The following is a 20,598-nucleotide window of genomic DNA, read 5'->3' on the forward strand; positions in this document are numbered from 1 at the left end:
GGATTCAGCGCCCTGAGGCAACGCTAGGGTTTTGCGCCCCCGTCCGTGGGACGACGCTCCCGAGGGCCTGCGCGAGGTCCGTGCGCGAGCTGATCGAGAGCTTGCGGTAGGCGTTGCGCAGGTGGTACTCGACCGTGTTGGTCGTGACGAACAGGGCCTGGGCGATCTCCCGGTTCTGCTGTCCGGCGGCGGCCAGCTCGGCGATCCGCCGCTCGCTCGGCGTGAGCGCGTCGGCGCCGGTCGAACGCGGCCGCCGTGGGCGCGCGCCGGTGGCCCGCAGCGCGTCCAGCCCGCGCTGCTCGAGCACCGTCGCGCCACAGCCGTGCGCCAGATCGACCGCCGCGCGCAGCGACTCGCGGGCGTCCTGGGTGCGCCCTTCGGCCTGCAGCGCGTCGCCCAGGTCGGCGTGGACGCGCGCGCGTTCCAGCCGCACCGGCGAGCCGTCGAGCACGTCCAGCGCCTCGCGCAGCCGGGCGATCCGGTGCGCGCCGCCGTCCACGCGGGCGCCGACGCGCAACGCGATGCCCAGTGCCCGGGGCGCGCCGAAGGCGCGGGCCCGTTCGAGGTCGTCGTGGGCCAGCGCGCGGGCCTCATCGTCCTCGCCGAGGGTCAGCAGGGCCTCGGCCAGCGGGGCGCGCCAGCCGCACGAGGACGGGTTGACGTTGCCGGTGGCCAGCGCCCAGCGCCCCGCTTCGCGCAGGTCGGCGACCGCCTCCTCGACGCGGCCGCGGGCCAGCCGCAGCCGACCCCGGCTGATGCGCACCTCGCTGGCCGAGTAGCCCCGCGCCAGCATCTCGGCCGAGGGATCGCCCGCCTCCAGGAGCCGGTCGGCCTCGTCCAGCTCGCCGCGCTCCAGCAGCACCTCCCCCAGCCAGGCCAGCGCCAGCCCCTGCCCACCTCGCCACGCCGCGGCCGTGGCGATCTCGTGCAGGGTGCGGGCGTCGATCTCGGCCCGGCCGACCAGGCCCAGGCGCAGGTACATCTCGGCGCGAAAGGCCAGCGCGCCGCCGATGTCCATCACCGTGCTGCGCGCCTGGGCCGAGTCGAGCACGCGGTCGAACACGCGCGTGGCCGCGTCGAACCCGTCGCACATGACGAGCGTGCGCAGCGCGTTGAAGCCCGACCAGCCGGCCGCTCCACCGCCCCCGACGCCGAGGAAGCCGACGAGCGCCGCCTGCGCGACCTCCGCGGTGAGGCGCACCGGCTCACCGGCCATGACCAGCTCGGTGGCGACCGTCCCGAGCACGTCCGGGTCGGGCTCGCCACCGGCCAGGACCCGCGTCCGCAGACGCTCCCGCGCCGCCGCGCCCCGTTGGCGGATCGCCGGGTCGATCCGGGTGATGTTCGTCAGCGCGGCCTGCGCCGTGGTCTGCAGATCGGGCCGCGCGGCGAGCGCGGCGAGCTGGTCCTCGATCACGGCGGCCGCCTCGGCCAGCCGGTACAGGTGCCCGAGCAGGCCGGACAGCAGCACCGTCGCGGCCAGGCGCTGTTCGGGGCTCACGTCGCCGGCCAGCGCCTCGCGCAGGTGCTCGATCGCCGCTTCGGTGTCGGCGGCCAGCGCCTCGGCCTCCCCGAGCTGGACCAGCACCTCCGCGCGGCGTTCGGGCGGCGGCGGCTCCTGCAGCGCACGGCGCAGGTAGCGCGCGGCGGCGTCCGCCGAGCCACGCCCGGCGGCCATCCGCGCCGCCGCGACGAGCTCGTCGACCACCCACGGGTCGTTGGCCGGGTAGCAGCGCAGCAGCTGCGCGGCGACGCGCTCGGGCGACGCCGCCTGGTGGGCCAGCAGCTGGGCGGCCTGCTGGTGGCCCAGCGAGCGGATGGCCAGCGCGAGGCCGTCGTAGACGGCGGCCAGCACCAGCGGATGCTGGAACTCCAGCGGCTGGACGCTGCGAAGCACGCCGGCGGCGACCAGCGCGTCGGCGGCGGGCACGGCCGCGGCGGCCTCGATGCCCGCCAGCGTGGCCGCCTCCTGCAACGTGGCGTGGCCGCCCAGCACCGCGGCGGCGCCCGCCAGCCGCGCGGCCGGGCGGGGCAGGCCGTCCAGGCGCGCGGTCATCTCGCGGGTGACGCTCTCGGGGCTGGCGTCGAGCGTCGCGTCCCCACCGGCGGCGGCGGCCCGCGCGAGCTCGTGCAGGAGGAACGCGTTGCCGCCCGATGCGCGGTGGCAGGTGCGACACAGCGCGTCGTCGGCGTCGGGCATCAGGGCCCGGACGACCGCCGCCGACGCGTCGGCGCCCAGCGGGGCCAGCACCAGGCGCGTCCCGGCGCCCGCGCCCGTCGCCTGGCCGCGGATCGCGTCGAGCTCGGGACCCGACTCCGTCGAGCGCGTGGTGATCACCACGAGCACGGGCAGCCCGTCCAGGCGGTGGGCGAGGTGCGCCAGCGCGCCCAGCGAAGCGCTGTCGGCCCAGTGCGCGTCGTCGACGAGGATCGCCAGCGGCTGGCGCGCGGCCAGGTTGGCGGTCAGCCAGTAGAGCGCATGACGGACGGCGAACGGGTCCTGCGGCGCGTCGGCCGGGAGCTCCAGCGACAGCGCGGCCTCGGCCTGGCGCGCCGCGCCGGCGAACAGCTCCACGCGCTCGTCGGGCGTGGTCGCGGTGATCGGGTCGAACAGCTGGCGCACGACGCCGAAGGCGAAGGCCCGCTCCAGCTCCGCGCCACGGGCTCGCAGCACGAGCAGGCCGGCGTCAGCGGCGGCGTCGCGCGCCGCGGCCAGCAGCGCCGTCTTGCCCACCCCGGCCGGGGCGTCGATCAGCAGCAGCCCGCCCGTGCCGCCGGCGACGTCGCGCAGCGCGCCCGCCACCGCTGCGAGCTCGCGGTCGCGCTCGAGCAGGCGACCGGTGGGAATGTCCGGCGCCGGCCCCATGTCCGGCGGTCAGTCCACCGGGCCGCCCCGTGTGATGTCAAGTCCCGCTTTGCGGACTACGCAGCCGCGCGCGCGTCGCTGGGCGACTGCCCGTACTCGCGCTTGAACACGCGGGCGAAGTGGGCCGCGTCGCGGAAGCCCCAGCGGAAGGCGATCTCCGTCACGGACCCGCCGGTGGGCTGGCGCAGGTCCTCCAGGCAGCGGGCCAGGCGCTCGCGCCGGACCAGGCCGGCGACCGACTCGTCGGACTTCTCGAACAGGGCGTGCAGCGTGCGCACCGACACCGCGTGGGCGCGCGCGATCGAATCGGGGCTGAGGTCATCGTCGCCCAGGTGGCTGCGGATGTAGCGGCGCACGTCGGCGCGGATCGCCGCCCGCCGGGCGTCGCGCGTCTCCGGCATGCTCGGCTCGATCGCCGCGCGCAGCAGCTCCAGCGCGGCCTCGCCGGCGGAGGCCGCTTCGCTGTCGTTGAGGCCGGGCAGCTCGGCGATCAGCGCGTCCAGGTAGCGCACCAGCAGGCGCGCGCCGGGGCTGTTCTGCAGGCCGCAAATGCGGTCGGTCTCCGCCAGCCGCGGGCATTGGGCCAGCAGCCGCTCGCGCGGCACCAGCAGCGTGCGCGTCCACCGGCGCGGACCGGCGTCCGGCTCGATCGGGGCGGCGCCGTTCCACAGCGCGATGTCCTCGACCTGGCCGCCCGAGCGGACGACCTCGAAGCCGAACGCGTCGGGCGGGCGGGCGCACACGCCGTCGGTCAGCGCGAGCTCGCCCAGGCGCCACGGCGCCGTCGAACGTGGTCCCTCCAGCACTGCCGATCGCTGCAACCCATCTCCCTCTCCAAGGATGTAAGGGAGCCTTATATCCGATCGGGCCACCGCGCGCGCCGGTGCGTCGAGTGCGCAGGGATTCGTGCACGCCGCGCGAAGTCCAAGAGGTCCGCTGCGAGGGGAGACTCGATGGCTGCTGATGTGGTGGGGCACGAGGACGAGAAGCCCACGATCCTCGATCTGGCCGGCTACTGGCTGACGGTGGTCGCCGTGTACTTCCTGGTCGGGGTGCTGTTCTTCTACTCCGGGAAGGGCAAGCTGTTCGACGGCGACGCCAAGGCGCCGCCGGGCATCGCCAAGCAGTTCGAGGGCACGTTCGTCGCGACGTTCCCGGGCATCGACGCGCTGTGGGCGATCCTCGCGGTCCTCGAGTTCGCCATCGCGGTGATCCTGGCCATCAGCCTGGTCACCGGCGAGTTCCTGCCCCACCGGCGCAAGCCGATCCTGCTGGTCGGGCTGGCGCTGGCCCTGTTCACGTTCGCCTGCCTGTCGTTCGGCCAGACCTCGACCGGCAACAACGAGGGCTCGGCCTCGCTGTACACGTACTTCGGGGCGACAGCGATCATCATCATGCTCGTGCTGATGCTGCCGCCCTACCGGTCACGCGCCTGGCTCTCGGGCCACGGCGCCGGTCGCTAGCGCGGGCCCGCGGCGATGGCGCTGTTGGCCGCGGCGACCAGCAGCGCCTTCTGTCCGGCGTTCTTGGACGCCGACACCTTCGCCGAGATCTCGTACAGCACCCCGTCGAGGATGAACTGGATCTCCGGCGGGGAGCACGAGCCGCCGCAGGTCAGCGGCTTGAAGCGCGCGGGCACGCCGCCCTGCAGCGTCGCGCGCTGGCGGTAGGCGAAGCTGCCGCCCCGCTGGCCGGTGATCGCCGCGATGAAGCAGGCGTTGGCGCCGCCGCAGTTCTTCGCGCCCGCGAGCTCGAGGTCGTAGCGGCGCGCACCGGCTCCGCCCGAGGCGAACAGCTGGCCGCCGTAGTCGAGCGCCAGCGTGTCGGGCACGAGCACCGGGATGCCGCTCTTGGCGGTCACCGTCGACAGGCTGGAGCCGAGGGCCTGCGGGACGTCGTAGCGCTTGGCGCTGGCCGGTGCAGCGGTGGCGCCGACGACGAGCAGCGCGACCGCGATGAGCACCCAGGAGTGGAGCCGTCTCACGATGGCGCGACACTACGCCTTCGCGACCGGCACCGCGACCGTCTGGCTGGCTCCCCTGGACCCGATGAGGCCCCTTCAATGCCCACTGTCTCGCTGATCGATCTCGATCCTCAACTGGCCGCGCAGCTGCCCAGCGCGGAGCGGGAGCTCGCGCGCCGGTACCTCGTCGCCGCCACCCTCGACCTCCCCAGCGGCCAGTGGGATCCCGAGCCGCTGGGGCCGGTCGGGCGCCGGTCGCTCGGCCTGCTCGTGCTCGAAGGGCTGCTGGCCCGGGCCACCACGCTGGCGGGCCGCACGACCGCGCAGCTGTTCGGGCCCACCGACCTGCTGCGCCCGTGGAGCGATCCCGAGACCGACCGTCCCGAGACGACGGCCACGGGCTGGACGATCCTCATCCCGGCGACGGTGGCGCTGCTCGACCAGCGCTTCATCACCTACGGCGCGCGCTGGCCGCTGGTGCTGGTCGAGCTCGCGCGCCGCTCGGAATGGCAGGCCACGCGCACGGCGATCCAACTCGGCGTCGCGCGCCTTCCGCGCCTGGACGACCGGCTGCTGATCGTCTTCTGGCAGATGGCGCAGGCGTGCGGCCGGGTGACGCCCGACGGCATCCGCGTGCCGCTCGACCTCAGCCACGGGACGCTGGCCCGGATCGTCGCCGCGTCCCGCCCGCCGGTGTCCACGGCGCTGGCCCGATTGGGACGCGAGGGCCTGATCCGGCGCACGCCCGGCGGCTGGCTCGTGGATCCGCAGGTCGAGCACCGGCTGGCGGCGCTCTCGGCCGGCCGGGCCTAGGTGACTTCGTCGAGGCGACGCAGCGCGGCCAGGCACCGGTAGGCGTCGTCCAGCGCGGACTCGCCCGTCCCGGGCTTGACCGGGACGGCGGTCGGGACCTCGTCCTGCACGGCGGCGGCCACGCGCGCCTCGTCGATCACCCCGGCGTCGGTCAGGTGCTGGACGGCCGCCTCCAGGAGCAGCAGCCGCAGGACGTCGCGTCCGGCCAGCGAGCTCACGATGGCTGGGGTCGTCGGCCCACGCCCCATTTGTCCCCAATTTGGAGCATTTCAGTCCTGCGCAGGACAACCGGAGCGGGGAGACGCCGACCCGCCCGCGAACCGGGTTCCGTGCGGACGGGGGCCGGGTAGGAGCCGCGAGCCAACAGAGCCGAGTTTGTCTGCGGGAGGGGAACGGGGCCATGGCGGGCGTTGCGTTGTTGAGAGTGGATGGGCAGTTGGGGGCAGGGCTGGCCGGGCCGGAGCGGGCGCTGGCCGAGCGAGCGCTGGTCGCACCGGCGATGCGGCTGCCCCAGGGCCCGTGGGACCCCGACCCGTTGGCGCGCTTTCGCGACAGCGCGCTGGGGCTGTTGCTGGTCAGCGGGACGCTGTCGCGCACGATGACGCTGGGCGGGCGGAGCACGAGCGTGCTCTCCGGCCCCGGGGACGTGTTGCGGCCGTGGCCCGACAACGACGCCGAGAACCCCGGCGACGTGCGCATCACCTGGTCGGTCGTCGCGCCCGCGCTGGTCGCGCTGCTGGACCGCCGCCTGATCAGCCTGGCGGCGCGCTGGCCGTCGGTGCTGGTCGAGCTGGCCACCCGGGCCAACACGCAGATCAACGGCGTGTCCCTCCAGGTCGCCGTCGCCCGCATCCCGCGCATCGACCAGCGGCTGCTCGTCCTGTTCTGGCGCATCGCCCAGCGCTGGGGCCGGATGACACCCGACGGCGTGCTGATCCCGCTGCCGCTGACCCACGAGATGATCGCCTCGCTGGTCGCCGCCTCGCGCCCGCCGGTCTCGACCGCGCTGGCGCAGCTCTCGCGCGAAGGCCTGCTGCGACGCACCCCGGAGGGCTGGCTGATGGATCGCGAGACCGAGGCGCAGGTGACCAGCGGCGGGGAGCACGGCGCCGCCGCCGCGCAGGCGACCGGCTGACTCAGCGCACCAGGTCGATCGTCTCGTCGGCCCGCGCGATCAGCTGCGTGTCGTGGGTCGCGCACACGACCGCGGTGCCGTGCCCGTGGGCGACGTCCGCCAGCAGCGCGGCCACCGCCGCGGCGTTGGCCTCGTCCAGGCGCGAGGTCGGCTCGTCGACCAGCAGCAGGCGCGGCTCGGCGACCAGCGCCCGGGCCAGCGCGACGCGCTGGCGCTCGCCGCCCGACAGCCGCGCCACGCGCTGGCCGGCCCGATCGGCCAGCCCGACCCGCTCCAGCCAGGCGTCGGCGCGCGCGTCGGCCGCGCCCGGGGCGACGCCGCGCCGGCGCAAGCTGAGCGCGACGTTCTCGCGCGCCGACAGGAACGAGACCAGCCCGACCTCCTGCGCGACGACGCCGACGTGCGTCGCGCGCAGCTGCGCCAACGCCGCCCGGTCCAGCCCGGCCAGCGCCGTGTCGCCCACCGTGACGGCGCCCGCGTCGGGACGTTCCAGGCCGGCCAGCAGCCGCAGGATCGTGGTCTTGCCCGTGCCCGAGCGACCGGCGACGACGGTCAGGCGGGAGGCGTGCAGGTCGGCGTCGAAGCCGACCAGCACCCGGCGCTCGGCGGCGCCGTCGGCGTACGTCTTGTCGACGGCCCGCAGCGTGGCCACCACCGGCGCGTCGGCGGGTGGCTCGGACGGCCGCGCGTCGCGAGCCGCCGGGCGGTCCTCGCGGTGCTCGCGGTCGGCGGCGCGCAGCTCCAGGCTCCCCCACCCGGCGCGGGCGCGGAGCCGGTCGGCGTCGACCCCGGCGTCGCGCAGGAGCGCCGCCGGCAGGCGCACCCATCCGCCGCGGCCGACGACCAGCCGCTCGTCCTCGTCGCCCCGGCGTTCGCCGCTGATGCGCCCGTCGCGCAGGCGCAGCGTGCGGTCGGCGACCTGGCTGGCCGCGACGTCGTGGCTGACGACCACGACCGTCGTGCCCTCGTCACGGGCCAGCTGCCCGATCAGCGCGTAGACGGCGCGGGCGCTGCCGGCGTCCAGCTCGCCGCCCGGCTCGTCGGCCAGCAGCAGCCCCGGCCGGTGGGCGACGGCCGCGCACACGGCCAGGCGCTGGCGCTCGCCGCCCGACAGCAGATGCGGCCGCACGGCGCCGCGATCGCCCAGGCCGACGCGCTCGAGCAGCTCGTCGGCGCGGGCGTGGCGCTCGGCCCGGGGCGCGCCGCGCAGCGCGAGCGGCAGCGCGACGATGTCCCGGCAGCTCAGCGCCGCGGGCAGCGCGCGATCGGAGTGCTGGTCGACCAGCCCGACGCCGGCCTGGCGGAAGGCGGCGCGGGCGGCCGCGGACGACCGCGCCAGCTCCCGGCCGAGCACGCGCACCGACCCCGCCGACGGCTCCTCCAGGCCGCTGATCACGCGCAGCAGCGTGCTCTTGCCCGAGCCGCTGGGGCCGGCGATCACCACGGTCTCCCCCGCGGCCACGGTCAGCGTCAGCCCTTGCAGCGCCGCCGCGTCGCCCTCCGGCGTGCGATGCACGCGGAAGACGTCGCGCAGCGCGATCGCGCTCGGTGGCGCCTGGGTCATGGCCCGCCGCTCCGCGGTCGGCGCGGGACCGGGCCGGCGAACGCCCGGCCCACCAGGATCCGGGTGCTCAACGCGGCGACGACGGCAAAGGCCAGCAGGCCGATCAGCCACAGCGCCCAGGGCAGCGAGGGCACCAGCGGCGGCTGCGGGGGCGCGCTGGCCGCGGTCGCCTCGATCGCGTCGGTGACGACCACCCCGAGCCCGGCACCCAGCGCCACCCCGGCGACCGCGCCCAGCAGCGCGACGATCGCCGCGCGCAGCAGCAGCGTGCGGGCCAGCGTGCGCGGGGCCACGCCCTGGGACTCCAGGTCGTACAGCTCGGCGCCGTCGTCGCGCAGCGCCACCCAGGTCGACAGCAGCAGGCCGATCAGGGCCAGCACGGCGGCCAGCGCGGCCGACACGCCGAGCAGGCGCAGGAGCTCGACGCTGAGCGGGTCGGCCCGCAGCTCGGCCTCGTCGCGGCGGCGGTCGGCGACCGCCAGGCCGGCCAGCGGCGGACGGCCGAGCGCCGCGCGCAGCCGCTGGGGGTCCGGCGCGCTCAGCCACAGCTCGTTCGGCGTGCCCGCGCCCGGACGCGTCGCGTCCAGCGTCGCCGAGAGCCGGCCGGTGTCGGCCACGACGAAGCCGGCGGCACCGCGGTCGACCGTCGGGAAGCGCTGCAGCGTGCCCACGACCCGCGCACGCACCGGCACCCCGTCGACGCTCAGGGTCAGCGACCCGCCGCGGCGGGCCGCGCGCGCCGTGCGCGGATCGGCCAGCACCGGCAGCGTGGCGCCCTGGGCGGGCTGACGGGGCCCGAGCAGCGAGGTGCCGCCCCCGTCGAAGCGGTAGCCCATTCGCAGCCCGCCGTCGGCGGTCGGCTGCGGGGCGGACAGCGCGCCGCGCCCGCCCCAGCCGTCGGTCGCGACGATCGCCGCGCCGGCGCGCAGCGGACCGAGCGTCAACGTCCCCTCGATCGCCCCGCCCGACGTGCCGCCCTCGGCCTGGCTGTGGCCCTGGGTGGCCAGCAGCCCGCTGCGCGGCGCCACCTCCAGGGCGATCAGCGTGCCGCCGCGGGCCGACGGCGGGATCGCGGCGGCCAGCGCGCGGGCCCGCGGCCCGGTGTGCCCCAGGTCCAGCGCGACGAAGGCGCCGTCGCGCGTGCGCACCTGGGCGCGCACGTCCAGCGCGGCGCCGGTGGTCGCGCCGCGCACCCGCAGCGTGTCGGCCGCGGCGGGCAGGCGCGCGCCGCGCAGCGCCACCGATGACCCGCCCGGCGCGAGCGCGCCGGCCAGCGCGGTGCGGGAGTCCGACGCACCGGTGCGATCCCAGCCGCGCACCTGACCGAGCCGGCCGGCGGGCAGCGCGACCAGCGGCAGCGCGATCTGCTCGTCGCCCCGGGCCAGCGACGCCGACGCGCGGATCACCGGCAGCACCGCGCCGCCCGCGCCGGTGAGCTCACGCCAGCGCGCGGCGGGCGCCAGCGCCAGCGGCCGCACGAAGTCGGCGCCCGGGGCCACGGTCACATCGAGCGGGACCTGGAAGTCGGCCTCGTCGCGCTGCCCGTCACGCAGCGTGGCCGCGTAGGCCAGCGCGAACAGCGACAGGCCGCAGGCCACGGCCAGGAAGCCGGCCACCGCGGCGGGCTGGCGCGGGGCCCGGGCCAGCCCGAGCACGGTGGTGCGCACGAGCGGCGAGCCGGTGCGCGTGAGGCGCGCGACGCCGCGCAGCAGCGGCGGGGCCAGCCGGGCCACGACGATGCCCGCCGCCAGGCAGGCCAGCGCGGGCAGCAGCACCGGGAGCGGGTCGCTGCCGTCGGCGGCGGCCGCCGCATCGACGCCGCCGCGGCCCAGCCCGAGCGCCAGCGCGCCGGCCGCCGCGACGGCCAGCAGATCGGCCACGCGTCCGCGGTCGGACGCGGCCGCTCGGCCGGCCGCGAACAGCAGCACCGTGGCCACGGCCCAGCAGGCCACCGCGGCCACCAGCGCACCGCCGCTGAGGAACGTGTGGCGCAGCAGGGCGCCGGTGTCGACGGCGTCGCCCGAGGCGCGGATCGCCGTGATCGCCACCGCGACCAGGCCGCCCGCCACTACCCCGGCGGCGGCCGGAACGCCGGCTTCGGCCAGCGACAACAGCTCCAGCTGCCAGCGCGCCGCGCCGCGCCGGTCCAGGCGCTCGCGCTCGGCCGACAGGTCCCGGCCCAGCGCGCCCGCGGCGACGACCGCGAAGGCCACGAGCAGCGTCGCCGCCCCCGCCGCGACCAGCAGCACGCGCGAGCGAGCGGTGTCGGCGCGGGCCGTCGCCTGGGCCAGCGAGCGCAGCGGCGCGTCGACGGTCAGCCCGCGATCGATCGCCGACAGCCGCGCGCGGCCGCGCTCGACCCGCTGGGCGACGGCGTCCAGCTGCCAGCTGGGCCGGCCGGCGGCCGACAGGCGCGCGCTCCACGTGTGGCTGCGATAGGCGGCGGCCAGGCCCGGCAGGTCGTCGAGGCCCTCGGGGTCGCCGGCGACGAGCAACGGCGGCTGCTGCTGGGACTCGGGCTGGTCGGGCGCCTGCGCTCGGGGCAGGAAGCCCAGCGCCGCGGGCGAGGCCAGGCTGCCGCGGCCGACGACCACCAGGTTGACGCCCGCGTCGCGGACGGCGTCGCCGACCGGCGCGCCGCCGACCTGCACGACCTCGCAGCGCGCGGGGGTGCACGCGCCGGGCGGACGGCCCGAGCGCAACCGCAGCCACGCGCCCGCGGGCGCCAGCCCGACGGGTTGGACGAGCGCGCGTTCGGCGCCCAGGCGGACCGGATGCAGCACGACGGAGGCCGTCTGCCGCTCCGGGGTCATGGTGCGCAGCTCGCGCCGCGCGGCGGCCTGGATCGGATCGGACACGGCGCCCGACCACGACACCTCGACGCGCGCTGACGGCGCGTCGAGGCCGTCCAGCAGCCGCGTCGCGGCGCGCTCGCCGGCCAGCGCACCGCCGCCCGCCGCCGCGCCGAGCAGGCCGACGCCGAGCGCGATGCCCAGCGCGGCCAGCAGCAGGCGCCCGGGCGCGTCGCGCAGGCGCGCGAGGGCCAGCGCCAGCGGCGCCCAGGCCGCGCGCAGCCGCCGGCTCATGCGCCCGCTCCGGCCGCGGCGATCGCCGCGTCGGCGGCGTTGGTCACCGGGCAGGTGCCGACGAGATGGCCGCAGGCGTGGGTGTCGCACAGGCGGCAGGTGTGACGGGCCGACGCGCGCCCGTCGGTGATCGAGGCCAGCAGCGCGGTCGCTGTGTCGGCCATCGCCGCGCGCTGGGCGGGATCGAGCCCGTGCAGGAGCTGTTGCAGGACGTCGGCGCGGGCGCGGGCGACTCGGCGCGCGACCGTGCGTCCGCGTTCGGTCAGCAGCACGCTGACCGAACGGCCGTCGCTGCCCGCTCCGCGTACGGCCAGCCCCTCCCGTTCCAGGCGGTCGACCAGGCGCACGGTGCCCGACGCGGTCAGGCCCACGACGTTGCGCAGGTAGTCGATCGACTGCCCGCCGGCGAACTCGTGCAAGGCGACCAGCGCCGCGGGCACGGCGCCGGTGGCGCCGCAGGCCGCCTGCGTCGCCGCTTCGACGCGCTCGCTGACCGCCAGCGCGACCGTGCCGAGCAGGTTGGCCTGAAATTCATGTGACTGAGTCACATATCGCACCGTAGTCGATGTTTGGGCCCGTCGCCAACAGGACAAACACCACTAAAACGTTCGAGCGCCTTGCTATACATAGGTGTCCGAGCACCGACGGAGGACGGGAGGCCCTTCGTGCAATCAGCCCAGACGCAACACCCCACCACCCCAGGCACCGCCGCATCCGATGCCGTCACCGCGGTCATCGCGGCGACCTGCGTGATGGTCATCCTCGCGCCGGTCCTGATCTGGCTGTTTCTCTAGTCGCACGGCGCCCGCGCGGCGCCAGACCGGTCTGTGAGATCGCTCCGAACGCGGTTCGAATCGCGCGGACGACGGTTACAAGGTGGGGATGCCCTTTCCGCGCTTCACGCGCTCCAGACCCCTCGCGGGCGCCACGGCGCTCGCTTCCGCCGCGCTCGTCCTGAGCGCCTCCGCCGCGCCGGCCCAGGCCTGCGACACGACGAACGTCCAGCAGGCCAAGCGCACCCGCGCGGCCCAGGGCGCCGCCCCACTCGTCGTCGGCGACTCCACCCTCCTGCTCGCCGCACCCAAGCTGGCGGCGCACGGCATCAGCGCCGACGCCCGCGGCTGCCGGCAGTTCGACACGGGCGTCGAGATGCTCTCCGCCCGCCGCCACAACCACCAGCTTCCGCGCCTGGCGGTCCTCGCCCTCGGCGCCAACGGCGAGGTCAACGGCGCGCAGATCGGGCGCGCGCTGTCGATCACCGGGCCCAAGCGCGTGCTCGGCCTGGTCACGCCCGTCAACAGCGCGTCGACCCGGGCGGCCATGCGCCGCGCCGCACACCGCAACCCCAAGCGCGTCCTGCTGATCGACTGGGCCGGCCACGCCGCCGGGCACGCCAACTGGTTCATCGACGGGCTGCACCCGTCCTATCCCGGCGCCAGCGCCTACGCGCGCTTCATCGAGCGGCGCGTGCAGCCGGCCGCCGCGAAGCTGCGCTGATCAGCGCCCCAGCGTGCGCGTGAGCTCGCGCGCCCGCCGCGGCAGCGGGTCCAGCGCCTCGCGCAGCCCCGACAGGTCGGCCCGGATCTCCGGATCGCCGACCTCGACGGGCAGCAGCGAGTCCTGCAGCTCGGAGACGATCTCGTCGGCGTCGAGGATGCGCTCGACCGCCTCCTCGATGCGCTCGTCCGGGCGCGCGGCCGGCCCGGCCACGTCGGCCGGCACGAACGTGCGCAGGTCGAGCCCGCCGCGCGCGGCGAACGAGGCGTGCGCGCGCTGCGCGCGCCCGTAGGCCAGCTGCACCGGGCGGAACAGCTGCGCCTCGAGCGCGTCGGCGCTGCGCTCGTCCAGCTGCTCGTAGGCCTCGCCGAGCGCCGCCAGGGCGACGCCGACGGCGTCGATCGCCTCCGCGAAGTCGTCGAGCAGTTGCTGGCGGCCTTCGGCGGTCGTGTAGCTCACGGGCCTCAGCCTACGCGTCGGCGCCGGACGCAGACCGTTTCGAAACCCCACCGAATCGGTAGGTTGAACCGTCATGAGCATCGCCCTCCACTGGTTCCTGCCCACCAACGGCGACTCGCGCAGCGATCTGAGCCTGGGCAACGCGGTCGGCGGCCAGGGCACGCGCGCGACCGCGGTGCAGCGGCTGCCCTCGATCGACTACATCGGCCAGATCGCCCGCAGCGCCGAGCAGCTCGGCTTCGAGGCCGCGCTGACCCCGACCAGCAGCTGGTGCGAGGACGGCTGGGTGATCACCTCCGGGCTGACGCAGGTGACCGAGCGCTTCAAGTTCCTGGTCGCCTTCCGCCCCGGCCTGCAGTCGCCGCTGCTGGCCGCCCAGATGGCCGCCACCTACCAACGCATCTCCGGCGGCCGGCTGCTGCTCAACGTGGTCACCGGCGGCGACGACTCCGAGCAGCGGCGCTTCGGCGACGCGCTGACCAAGGAGCAGCGCTACGAGCGCGCCGGCGAGTTCCTGCACATCGTGCGCGAGCTGTGGTCCGGCGAGGAGATCACCTTCCACGGCAAGCACCTGTTCGTCGAGAACGCCCGCCTGTACGACGTCCCCGCCTGGCCCGACATCTACCTGGGCGGCTCGTCGGCCGCCGGGCTGGACGTCGGGGCCCGCTACGCCGACGTGTACCTGACCTGGGGCGAGCCACCGGACCAGGTGGCCGAGAAGCTCGACCGGGCCCGGGCCGCCGCCGACGCGGTCGGGCGCGAGCTGCGTTTCGGCATCCGCCTGCACGTGATCACGCGCGAGACCTCGCAGGAGGCGTGGGCGCAGGCCGACAAGCTGCTGGCCGGGCTGTCGCCCGAGCAGATCGCTCGGGCCCAACGCATCCAGTCGGCCTCCGGCTCGGAGGGCCAGCGGCGGATGCAGGAGCTGCACGGCGGGCGCACCGACGGCCTGGAGATCTACCCGAACCTGTGGGCCGGCGTCGGCCTGGTCCGGGGCGGCGCCGGAACGGCGCTGGTGGGCAGCCACGAGGAGGTCGCCGACCGGATCGCCGAGTACCACGACCTGGGCATCGACGAGTTCATCCTGTCGGGCTATCCGCACCTCGAGGAGGTCTACCGCGTGGGCGAGGGCGTGATGCCCGTGCTGCGCCGGCGCGGGCTGCTGCCCGAGCCCGACGTCGCGCTGGTGTCGTAGCGTGGGCGCGTGCTGCAGACCCATGACGAGGCCGTCGAAGCGGCCCATGCCGTGGCGGAGGCGATCGCCCCCGGCGTGATCGAACGCGACCGCGCCGGCGCGGTCCCCTACGACGCGCTGGCGGCGTTGGATGGCAGCGGCCTGCTCGCCATCACCGTGCCGCGCGCGTTCGGCGGCCCCGAGCTGGGACCGGCCACGCTGGCCGAGGCGATCCGGGTGATCGCCGCGGTCGATCCCGCGGTCGCGCAGGTCCCCCAGGCGCACTTCCTGTTCGTCGACGTGCTGCGTGTGTGGGGCACCGACGCGCAGCGCTCACGCATCTTCACCGACGTCCTCGGCGGCGCGCGCATCGGCAACGGCCTGGCCGAGCGCGGCGGCCAGCACGCGCAGGACCTCAAGACGCGGTTGCGGCGCGCCGACGACGGCACGCTGCGCCTGGACGGGCGCAAGTACTACTGCACGGGCGCGATCTCGGCCCGCTGGATCGCGGTCAGCGCGCGCGACGCGGACGACCGGCTGGTGGCGGCGTTCGTGGACCGCGACGCCGATGGCGTGACCGTCGAGGACGACTGGGACGTGATGGGCCAGCGCGCGACGGTCAGCGGCACCACGACCTTCGCCGACGTGATCGTCGATCCCGCGCTCCTGGTCGCCTACGGGCGCGCGTTCGAGGTCCCCCAGCAGCTGGGCGCACGGGCGCAGCTGGTGCACGCCGCGATCGAGGTCGGGATCGCGGGGGGCGCGCTGCGCGACGCGCGCGCGTATCTGCGCGAACGCGCCCGGCCGTCGACCGAGGCGGTCAACCACGGCGCGGCGACGGCGACCGCGGACCCCTCGGTGCGCCTGCGCTACGGGCGCGCGGCGACGCAGGTCAGCGCCGCCAGGGCGCTGCTGCGCGACGCGGCCGGCGTGCTGGAGCGCGTCGGGCTGGAGCCGGCGTCGGCCGAGGAGGCCGCCCGCGGGTCGCTGGCGGTCGCCCGGGCCAAGGCGTTCGGCAGCGAGGTCGCGGTGCAGACCGCCAGCGACCTGTTCCAGCTGTGCGGAACCAGCGCGACCGACGCGCGCCTGGACCTCGACCGCCACTGGCGCAACGCGCGCACCCACAGCGTGCACGACCCGCTGGACTGGAAGTACCACCACATCGCGGCCTGGGAGCTGGACGGGGTGCGGCCACCCAACCACGGCCAGCTGTAGCCCCCAGCCGCCACCCTGCGGCTGGCCCCAGGCGCGGTCGGGGGTCGGCGCGCGGGCAGACGCCATAGCGCCCCAATGACCGGCGCCCGCGCCGCTGAGAGCGTGCGGCCATGGCTCTCAAGGCACCCCCCACCCCCGCAGACGGCGGCCTCGCGCGCGCCGTCCGCCGGGTCGCCGCCGCCTCGGCACGGCGCCCCAAGACGATGATCCTGCTGTGGCTCGTGCTGGTCGTCGGCTGCGTGGCCGCCGGCGCGATGACGGGCATGCAGACCGTGTCCGACGCCGATGCCGGCGCCGGGCAGTCGCGCACCGCCGACCAGCGCGTCGCGGCCGCCGGCCTCACCCCCGCGGCCTCCGAAGCCGTGCTGATCCGCTCCGACAGCGCGGCCCACACGCGCGCCGCGGCCGCCGACCTGACCGCCCGGCTGGACCGGCTCCCGGTCGTCGCCTCGGTCAGCGGCCCCGCCGATGATCGCGCCCTGTCGACCGCCGGCGGGCGCACTGGTCTGGTCACCGTGACCATGCGCGGCGATCCCGACACCGCCCAGGACCGCGTCGCGGCGATCCAGCGCGCCGTCGCCGCGGTCGGGCGCACCCACGACGGCGTCGAGCTCCACCAGGCCGGCACCGCGACGATCAACCAGGCGTTCGACGAGGTCATCAACCGCGACCTCGAGCGCGCGAACGTCATCTCGCTGCCGATCATCCTGGTCGTGCTGATGCTGGCCTTCGGCGCGCTGGTCGCGGCCTTCGTGCCGCTGCTGCTGGGCATCACCTCGGTCGCCGCGGCGATCGGCGTGGCCGGCGTCCTCTCGCAGCTGGTGCCCGGCACCGACTCGACGACGGCGCTGATCGTGCTCATCGGCCTGGCCGTGGGCGTCGACTACTCGCTGTTCTACATCCGCCGCGAGCGCGAGGAGCGGCGCGCCGGTCGGGGCGAGCAGGCCGCGCTCAACGCGACCGCCGCGACGGTCGGCCGCGCGGTGATCATCTCCGGCCTGACCGTGATGGTCGCGCTGGCCGGCCTGGCCATCACCGGGCTCTCGATGTTCACGTCGATGGCGCTGGCCACGATGGCCGTGGTCGGCATCGCGATGATCGGCTCGGTCACCGTGCTGCCCGCGGTGCTCGCGCTGCTGGGCGATCGCATCGACAAGGGACGCATCCCGTTCGTGGGCCGGCGGCTGGCCCGCCGCGCTGCCCGCCGTCCGGCCGGCAGCGGGCTCTGGGGCCGGCTGGCCCGCGTCGTCACGCGCCGGCCGCTGGCCTGGCTGGTGCTCGTCGTCGTCGTGCTGGGGGCGCTGGCCGTGCCCGCGCTGTCGCTGCACCCGGCCAACTCCGACGTGCGCTCGCTGGGCGCCGAGAACCCGATCGTCGTGGCCAACGCCGCGATCGAGCGCGCCTTCCCCGGTGCGCCGAGCGACGCCGACCTGGTCGTGACCGCCGCCGCCGGCGGGCTGGGCTCCACGGGCGCCCGGGAGCGTCTGCGCGAGCTGGGCCGTCGCGCCGCGCAGGTGACGGGCGGCCGCGGCGAGATCGGCGTGCGCGTGGCCGGCGACGGTCGCACCGCCGTGGTGTCGGTCCCGATGCCCGACACCGGCGACAGCGACGCCGCCAAGCGCACCGTGCAGGACCTGCGCGACCGGATCGCCCCGACGGCCGCGACGGTCGCGCCCGACGCCCAGCTGCTGGTCACCGGTGACGCGGCGCAGAACGCCGACTTCACCGACCAGCTGTCGCAGCGCACGCCGCTGGTGATCGCCTTCGTGCTCGGGCTGGCCTTCGTGCTGCTCGTCGGCGCGTTCCGCTCGCCCGGCCTGGCCGGCGCGGTCATCGGCCTGAACCTGCTGTCGGTCGGCGCCGCGTTCGGCGTGCTGACCGCGGTCTTCCAGCACGACTGGGCGCAGTCGCTGCTGGACTTCACGAACACGGGCGCGGTGTCCAACTGGGTGCCGCTGTTCACCTTCGTGATCCTGTTCGGGCTGTCGATGGACTACACGATCGTCGTGCTCGAGCGCATGCAGGAGGCGCGCCGGGCCGGGCGCTTGCCCCGCCAGGCCGCGGCCGAGGGAATCGCCGCGACCGGCAGCACGATCACCAGCGCCGCGGCGGTGATGATCGGGGTCTTCGCGATCTTCGCGACGATGGAGTTCGCCGACAACAAGCAGCTCGGCGTCGGCCTGACCGTCGCCGTCCTGCTCGACGCGACGATCGTGCGCGGCATCGGCCTGCCGGCCGCGGTGGCGCTGCTGGGCGAGCGGGGCTGGAAGGTCCGCCCGCCCAAGGCCCCGATCGGCCGCAGCAACGAGCCGGCGCCCGACCTGGTGTCGGAGCTGGAGGCGCTGGCCGCCCGCGCGCCGATGCCGGTGCACGTCGACGTCCTCGTCGACGGACCCGTGCCGTCGGCCGCGGCGACCCGGGCGATGCTCGCGGTGGCCGAGCAGGCGCTGGCCGACGCGGGCACCCGCGCGCACGTGCGTCTGTGCGTCGACGCCGACACGCTGACCGTGCAGGTCAGCGACCGCGGGCCGCGCCCCGAGCGGCCGGCCCGCGACGCGTTCGCCACGGTCCGCCGCCAGCTCGAGCGCGTCGGCGGGACGCTCACCGTGGCCGCCGCGCCCGACGGCGCCACCACGGTCCGCGCCCAGCTCCGCTGACCCCACGTGTGGCGGATCCAGTCCGACGGTCGGACTGGATTCGCCACACGTCCGCGGAAGCGGAGAGACTGCGCGCGTGCTCGCCCGCGCCCTGACCCTTGCCGCCGCGCTCGCGGTGCTCGCGCCCGCCGTCGCGCGGGCGCAGACGCCCACCACCCCGCTCCCGCCCGCGCCGCCGCCGGCCACGCCGCCGGCGCTGCCCACCGAGCCGCCCCGGCTCGGGCTGCAGACCCCCAAGCTCGTGGCCAGCGCCATCCGCATCCCGGTGAAGATCACCGGCGCCACCCCGAACGCGTGGGTGGCGTTGGACGTCGACGGCGACCGCGTGGGCCGCACCCAGGCCGACGCCGACGGCGTCGCCGAGACCGCCATCCCGGCGGGCACCCGCACGGCCCGGCTGCGGGTCAAGGCCGTCGGCTACGAGCGCACCGACTCGCCCATCCACGTGATCCGCCAGCGCGACGTCACCCTCGCCGCCTTCGGCGACGCGAACTTCGGCGACGGCGTGGGCGACGTGATGGCCGCGCTGGGCCCGCGCTACCCCTGGTCGGGCGTGGCCGCGACGCTGAAGGCGGCCGACATCGCCTTCGGCAACCTCGAGTGCGCGATCTCCACGCAGGGCTCCGCCGTGCCCAAGGAGTTCAACTTCCGCGGCAGCCCGACGGCGCTGAAGTCCGTCGTGCCCTACGCCGGCCTCGACGTGCTCAACCTGGCCAACAACCACGTCGGCGACTTCGGCACCGCCGCGCTGCTGGACACGGTGCGCAACGTCTACGACGCGGGCGCCCAGCCGGTCGGGGCGGGCACGCTGGCCCAGTCGGCCAAGCCGGCGATCATCACCCGCCTGGGCCTGCGCGTCGCCTTCGTGGGCTTCTCGGACATCGTCCCCGCCGGCTTCGCGGTGTCGGCCAGCAACCCGGGCACCGCGGTGGCCGATCCGGCGACGATCCGCCGGACCGTCGCCGCCGCCAAGCGCGAGGCCGACGTCGTGGTGGCCACCTTCCACTGGGGCATCGAAAGCGACCCGCACGAGGACGCCCGCCAGCGCATGCTGGCCCGGGTCGCGGCCAGCGCCGGCGCCGCCGCCGTGATCGGCGCGCACCCGCACGTGCTGCAACCGCTGGAGCGGCTCGGCCCGCGCCGGATGGTCGCCTACAGCCTGGGCAACTTCGTGTGGGCGGCGGGCAGCGCCGCCTCCTCGGCCACCGGGATCCTGGAGGTCAGCCTGTCGGCACGGGGCGTCGAGTCCTACCGCCTGCGACGTGCGACGATCGTCAACACGCGCCCGCAGCTGCACTGACACGGAGGAGAGAGACGATGGCCCTCGCGGAGCAGTTCGCCCTCGACGGGAAGGTCGCCCTGGTCACGGGCGCGGCCTCCGGGCTGGGCGCCCAGTTCGCCATGGCGATGGCCGAGGCGGGCGCCGACGTCGTGTGCACCGACGTCGACGAGACCGGCCTAGCGACGACGGCCGCGGCGGTCCGTGCGTTCGGACGCCAGGCGCTGAGCCGCCGATGCGACGTGACCGACGAGGCCGCCGTTGCGGCGACGTTCGCGGCCGCGCATGAGCGCTTCGGCCGGCTCGACGTGCTGTTCAACAACGCCGGCATCGCCGACCCCGAGCCGCGGCTCCTGCACGAGTACCCCACCGACGCGTGGCGCGCGGTCCTGGCCGTCGATCTCGACGGCGTCTTCCTGTGCGCGCGCGAGGCGCTGCGGCTGATGGTCGCCCAGGGCAGCGGGAAGATCGTCAACGTCGCCTCGATGTGGGGCCTGGCCGGCTCGTCCAGCCTGTTCCCCGTCCCCGCCTACAACGCCGCCAAGGGCGCCGTGGTCAACCTGACCCGCGAGCTCGGGCTCCAGTACGCCGACGCCGGGATCCAGGTCAACGCGCTCTGCCCCGGCTTCTACGCCACGAACATCGGCGGCGGCCACGACGACGAGGTCGTCGCCCAGATGGAGGCCTTCATCCCGATGGGGCGCGTCGCCGACGCGGCCGAGATCCAAGGTCCCGCGCTGTTCCTGGCCAGCCCCGCCTCGGACTACATGACCGGGCAGACGCTGGTGGTCGACGGCGGCTGCATGGCGAAGTAGCGACGCGCGCCAGCGCCGGTCGCGCACACCGGAGACGATCAGCGCGCCGATCAGCCCGAGCACGACCAGCAGGCC

Annotated in this window: 18 protein-coding genes; 10 read left to right on the forward strand and 8 right to left on the reverse strand. The window is 76.1% G+C overall.

What is annotated here, in order from left to right; all coding sequences use genetic code 11:
• Positions 1 to 4: 4 nt before the first annotated feature.
• Both ACZ5UI_RS11135 and ACZ5UI_RS11140 read right to left on the reverse strand, forming a co-directional pair.
• Positions 5 to 2,866 (reverse strand): ATP-binding protein, encoded by a 2,862-nt coding sequence (locus tag ACZ5UI_RS11135; RefSeq protein WP_464197233.1) that lies wholly within the window; start codon positions 2,864 to 2,866, stop codon positions 5 to 7.
• Positions 2,867 to 2,922: 56 nt separating this feature from the next.
• On the reverse strand, positions 2,923 to 3,687 hold the full coding sequence (locus ACZ5UI_RS11140; RefSeq protein ID WP_464197235.1) for a helix-turn-helix domain-containing protein: 765 nt from the start codon (positions 3,685 to 3,687) through the stop codon (positions 2,923 to 2,925).
• Positions 3,688 to 3,819: 132 nt separating this feature from the next.
• On the opposite strand from ACZ5UI_RS11140, the gene ACZ5UI_RS11145 reads away from it, so the two are divergent.
• Positions 3,820 to 4,329: a hypothetical protein gene (locus ACZ5UI_RS11145; RefSeq protein ID WP_464197237.1), complete on the forward strand. Its 510-nt coding sequence runs from the start codon at positions 3,820 to 3,822 to the stop codon at positions 4,327 to 4,329.
• On the opposite strand, the gene ACZ5UI_RS11150 is transcribed toward ACZ5UI_RS11145, so the two are convergent.
• Positions 4,326 to 4,850 carry a hypothetical protein gene (locus ACZ5UI_RS11150; protein WP_464197239.1) on the reverse strand — a complete coding sequence of 175 codons (525 nt, stop codon included), beginning with the start codon at positions 4,848 to 4,850 and terminating at the stop codon, positions 4,326 to 4,328. The two genes, ACZ5UI_RS11145 and ACZ5UI_RS11150, sit on opposite strands and share 4 nt — an antisense overlap.
• Positions 4,851 to 4,928: 78 nt before the next feature.
• Between ACZ5UI_RS11150 and ACZ5UI_RS11155 the strand changes: the two genes are divergently transcribed.
• Positions 4,929 to 5,642 (forward strand): helix-turn-helix domain-containing protein, encoded by a 714-nt coding sequence (locus ACZ5UI_RS11155; RefSeq protein ID WP_464197241.1) that lies wholly within the window; start codon positions 4,929 to 4,931, stop codon positions 5,640 to 5,642.
• Here ACZ5UI_RS11155 and ACZ5UI_RS11160 read toward each other — a convergent pair.
• On the reverse strand, positions 5,639 to 5,860 hold the full coding sequence (locus ACZ5UI_RS11160; RefSeq protein ID WP_464197243.1) for a hypothetical protein: 222 nt from the start codon (positions 5,858 to 5,860) through the stop codon (positions 5,639 to 5,641). The genes ACZ5UI_RS11155 and ACZ5UI_RS11160 overlap by 4 nt on opposite strands.
• Before the next feature lie 218 nt (positions 5,861 to 6,078).
• Here ACZ5UI_RS11160 and ACZ5UI_RS11165 point away from each other — a divergent pair, with 218 nt between their 5' ends.
• Positions 6,079 to 6,777, forward strand: coding sequence for a Crp/Fnr family transcriptional regulator (locus ACZ5UI_RS11165; protein WP_464197245.1), 699 nt, complete (start codon positions 6,079 to 6,081; stop codon positions 6,775 to 6,777).
• A gap of 1 nt (position 6,778) precedes the next feature.
• Here ACZ5UI_RS11165 and ACZ5UI_RS11170 read toward each other — a convergent pair whose 3' ends face one another.
• Genes ACZ5UI_RS11170 through ACZ5UI_RS11180 form a run of 3 tightly spaced genes read right to left on the reverse strand, consistent with a single transcriptional unit; the run spans position 6,779 to position 11,975 of the window.
• A complete protein-coding gene (locus ACZ5UI_RS11170) occupies positions 6,779 to 8,341 on the reverse strand; it encodes an ATP-binding cassette domain-containing protein (RefSeq protein ID WP_464197247.1) in 1,563 nt (520 codons plus the stop codon).
• On the reverse strand, positions 8,338 to 11,427 hold the full coding sequence (locus ACZ5UI_RS11175; RefSeq protein ID WP_464197249.1) for an FtsX-like permease family protein: 3,090 nt from the start codon (positions 11,425 to 11,427) through the stop codon (positions 8,338 to 8,340). The genes ACZ5UI_RS11170 and ACZ5UI_RS11175 overlap by 4 nt, the downstream gene beginning before the upstream one ends.
• Entirely contained in the window at positions 11,424 to 11,975 is a 552-nt protein-coding gene (locus tag ACZ5UI_RS11180) for a MarR family winged helix-turn-helix transcriptional regulator (protein WP_464197251.1), read from the reverse strand. The genes ACZ5UI_RS11175 and ACZ5UI_RS11180 overlap by 4 nt, the downstream gene beginning before the upstream one ends.
• 117 nt (positions 11,976 to 12,092) lie before the next feature.
• Between ACZ5UI_RS11180 and ACZ5UI_RS11185 the strand changes: the two genes are divergently transcribed.
• Both ACZ5UI_RS11185 and ACZ5UI_RS11190 read left to right on the forward strand, forming a co-directional pair.
• A complete protein-coding gene (locus ACZ5UI_RS11185; protein ID WP_464197253.1) occupies positions 12,093 to 12,221 on the forward strand; it encodes a hypothetical protein in 129 nt (42 codons plus the stop codon).
• Between the two features lie 88 nt (positions 12,222 to 12,309).
• Positions 12,310 to 12,924, forward strand: a complete 615-nt coding sequence (locus ACZ5UI_RS11190; protein WP_464197255.1) for an SGNH/GDSL hydrolase family protein — start codon at positions 12,310 to 12,312, stop codon at positions 12,922 to 12,924.
• Here the strand turns inward: ACZ5UI_RS11190 and ACZ5UI_RS11195 are convergent, their stop codons facing one another.
• Positions 12,925 to 13,383 carry a hypothetical protein gene (locus tag ACZ5UI_RS11195; protein ID WP_464197257.1) on the reverse strand — a complete coding sequence of 153 codons (459 nt, stop codon included), beginning with the start codon at positions 13,381 to 13,383 and terminating at the stop codon, positions 12,925 to 12,927.
• A 73-nt stretch (positions 13,384 to 13,456) separates the two neighbouring features.
• On the opposite strand from ACZ5UI_RS11195, the gene ACZ5UI_RS11200 reads away from it, so the two are divergent.
• The 5 genes from ACZ5UI_RS11200 to ACZ5UI_RS11220 all read left to right on the forward strand — a co-directional run bounded on the left by ACZ5UI_RS11200 (position 13,457) and on the right by ACZ5UI_RS11220 (position 20,523).
• Positions 13,457 to 14,578 (forward strand): LLM class flavin-dependent oxidoreductase, encoded by a 1,122-nt coding sequence (locus ACZ5UI_RS11200; RefSeq protein WP_464197259.1) that lies wholly within the window; start codon positions 13,457 to 13,459, stop codon positions 14,576 to 14,578.
• A gap of 12 nt (positions 14,579 to 14,590) precedes the next feature.
• Positions 14,591 to 15,772: an SfnB family sulfur acquisition oxidoreductase gene (locus tag ACZ5UI_RS11205; RefSeq protein ID WP_464197810.1), complete on the forward strand. Its 1,182-nt coding sequence runs from the start codon at positions 14,591 to 14,593 to the stop codon at positions 15,770 to 15,772.
• Between the two features lie 110 nt (positions 15,773 to 15,882).
• A complete protein-coding gene (locus ACZ5UI_RS11210) occupies positions 15,883 to 18,429 on the forward strand; it encodes an MMPL family transporter (protein WP_464197261.1) in 2,547 nt (848 codons plus the stop codon).
• Positions 18,430 to 18,505: 76 nt separating this feature from the next.
• Entirely contained in the window at positions 18,506 to 19,729 is a 1,224-nt protein-coding gene (locus ACZ5UI_RS11215) for a CapA family protein (RefSeq protein ID WP_464197263.1), read from the forward strand.
• A 107-nt stretch (positions 19,730 to 19,836) separates the two neighbouring features.
• Positions 19,837 to 20,523, forward strand: a complete 687-nt coding sequence (locus ACZ5UI_RS11220) for an SDR family NAD(P)-dependent oxidoreductase (protein ID WP_464197812.1) — start codon at positions 19,837 to 19,839, stop codon at positions 20,521 to 20,523.
• The last annotated feature ends 75 nt before the right edge of the window (positions 20,524 to 20,598 follow it).

The organism is Conexibacter sp. JCM 18997, assembly GCF_055391915.1.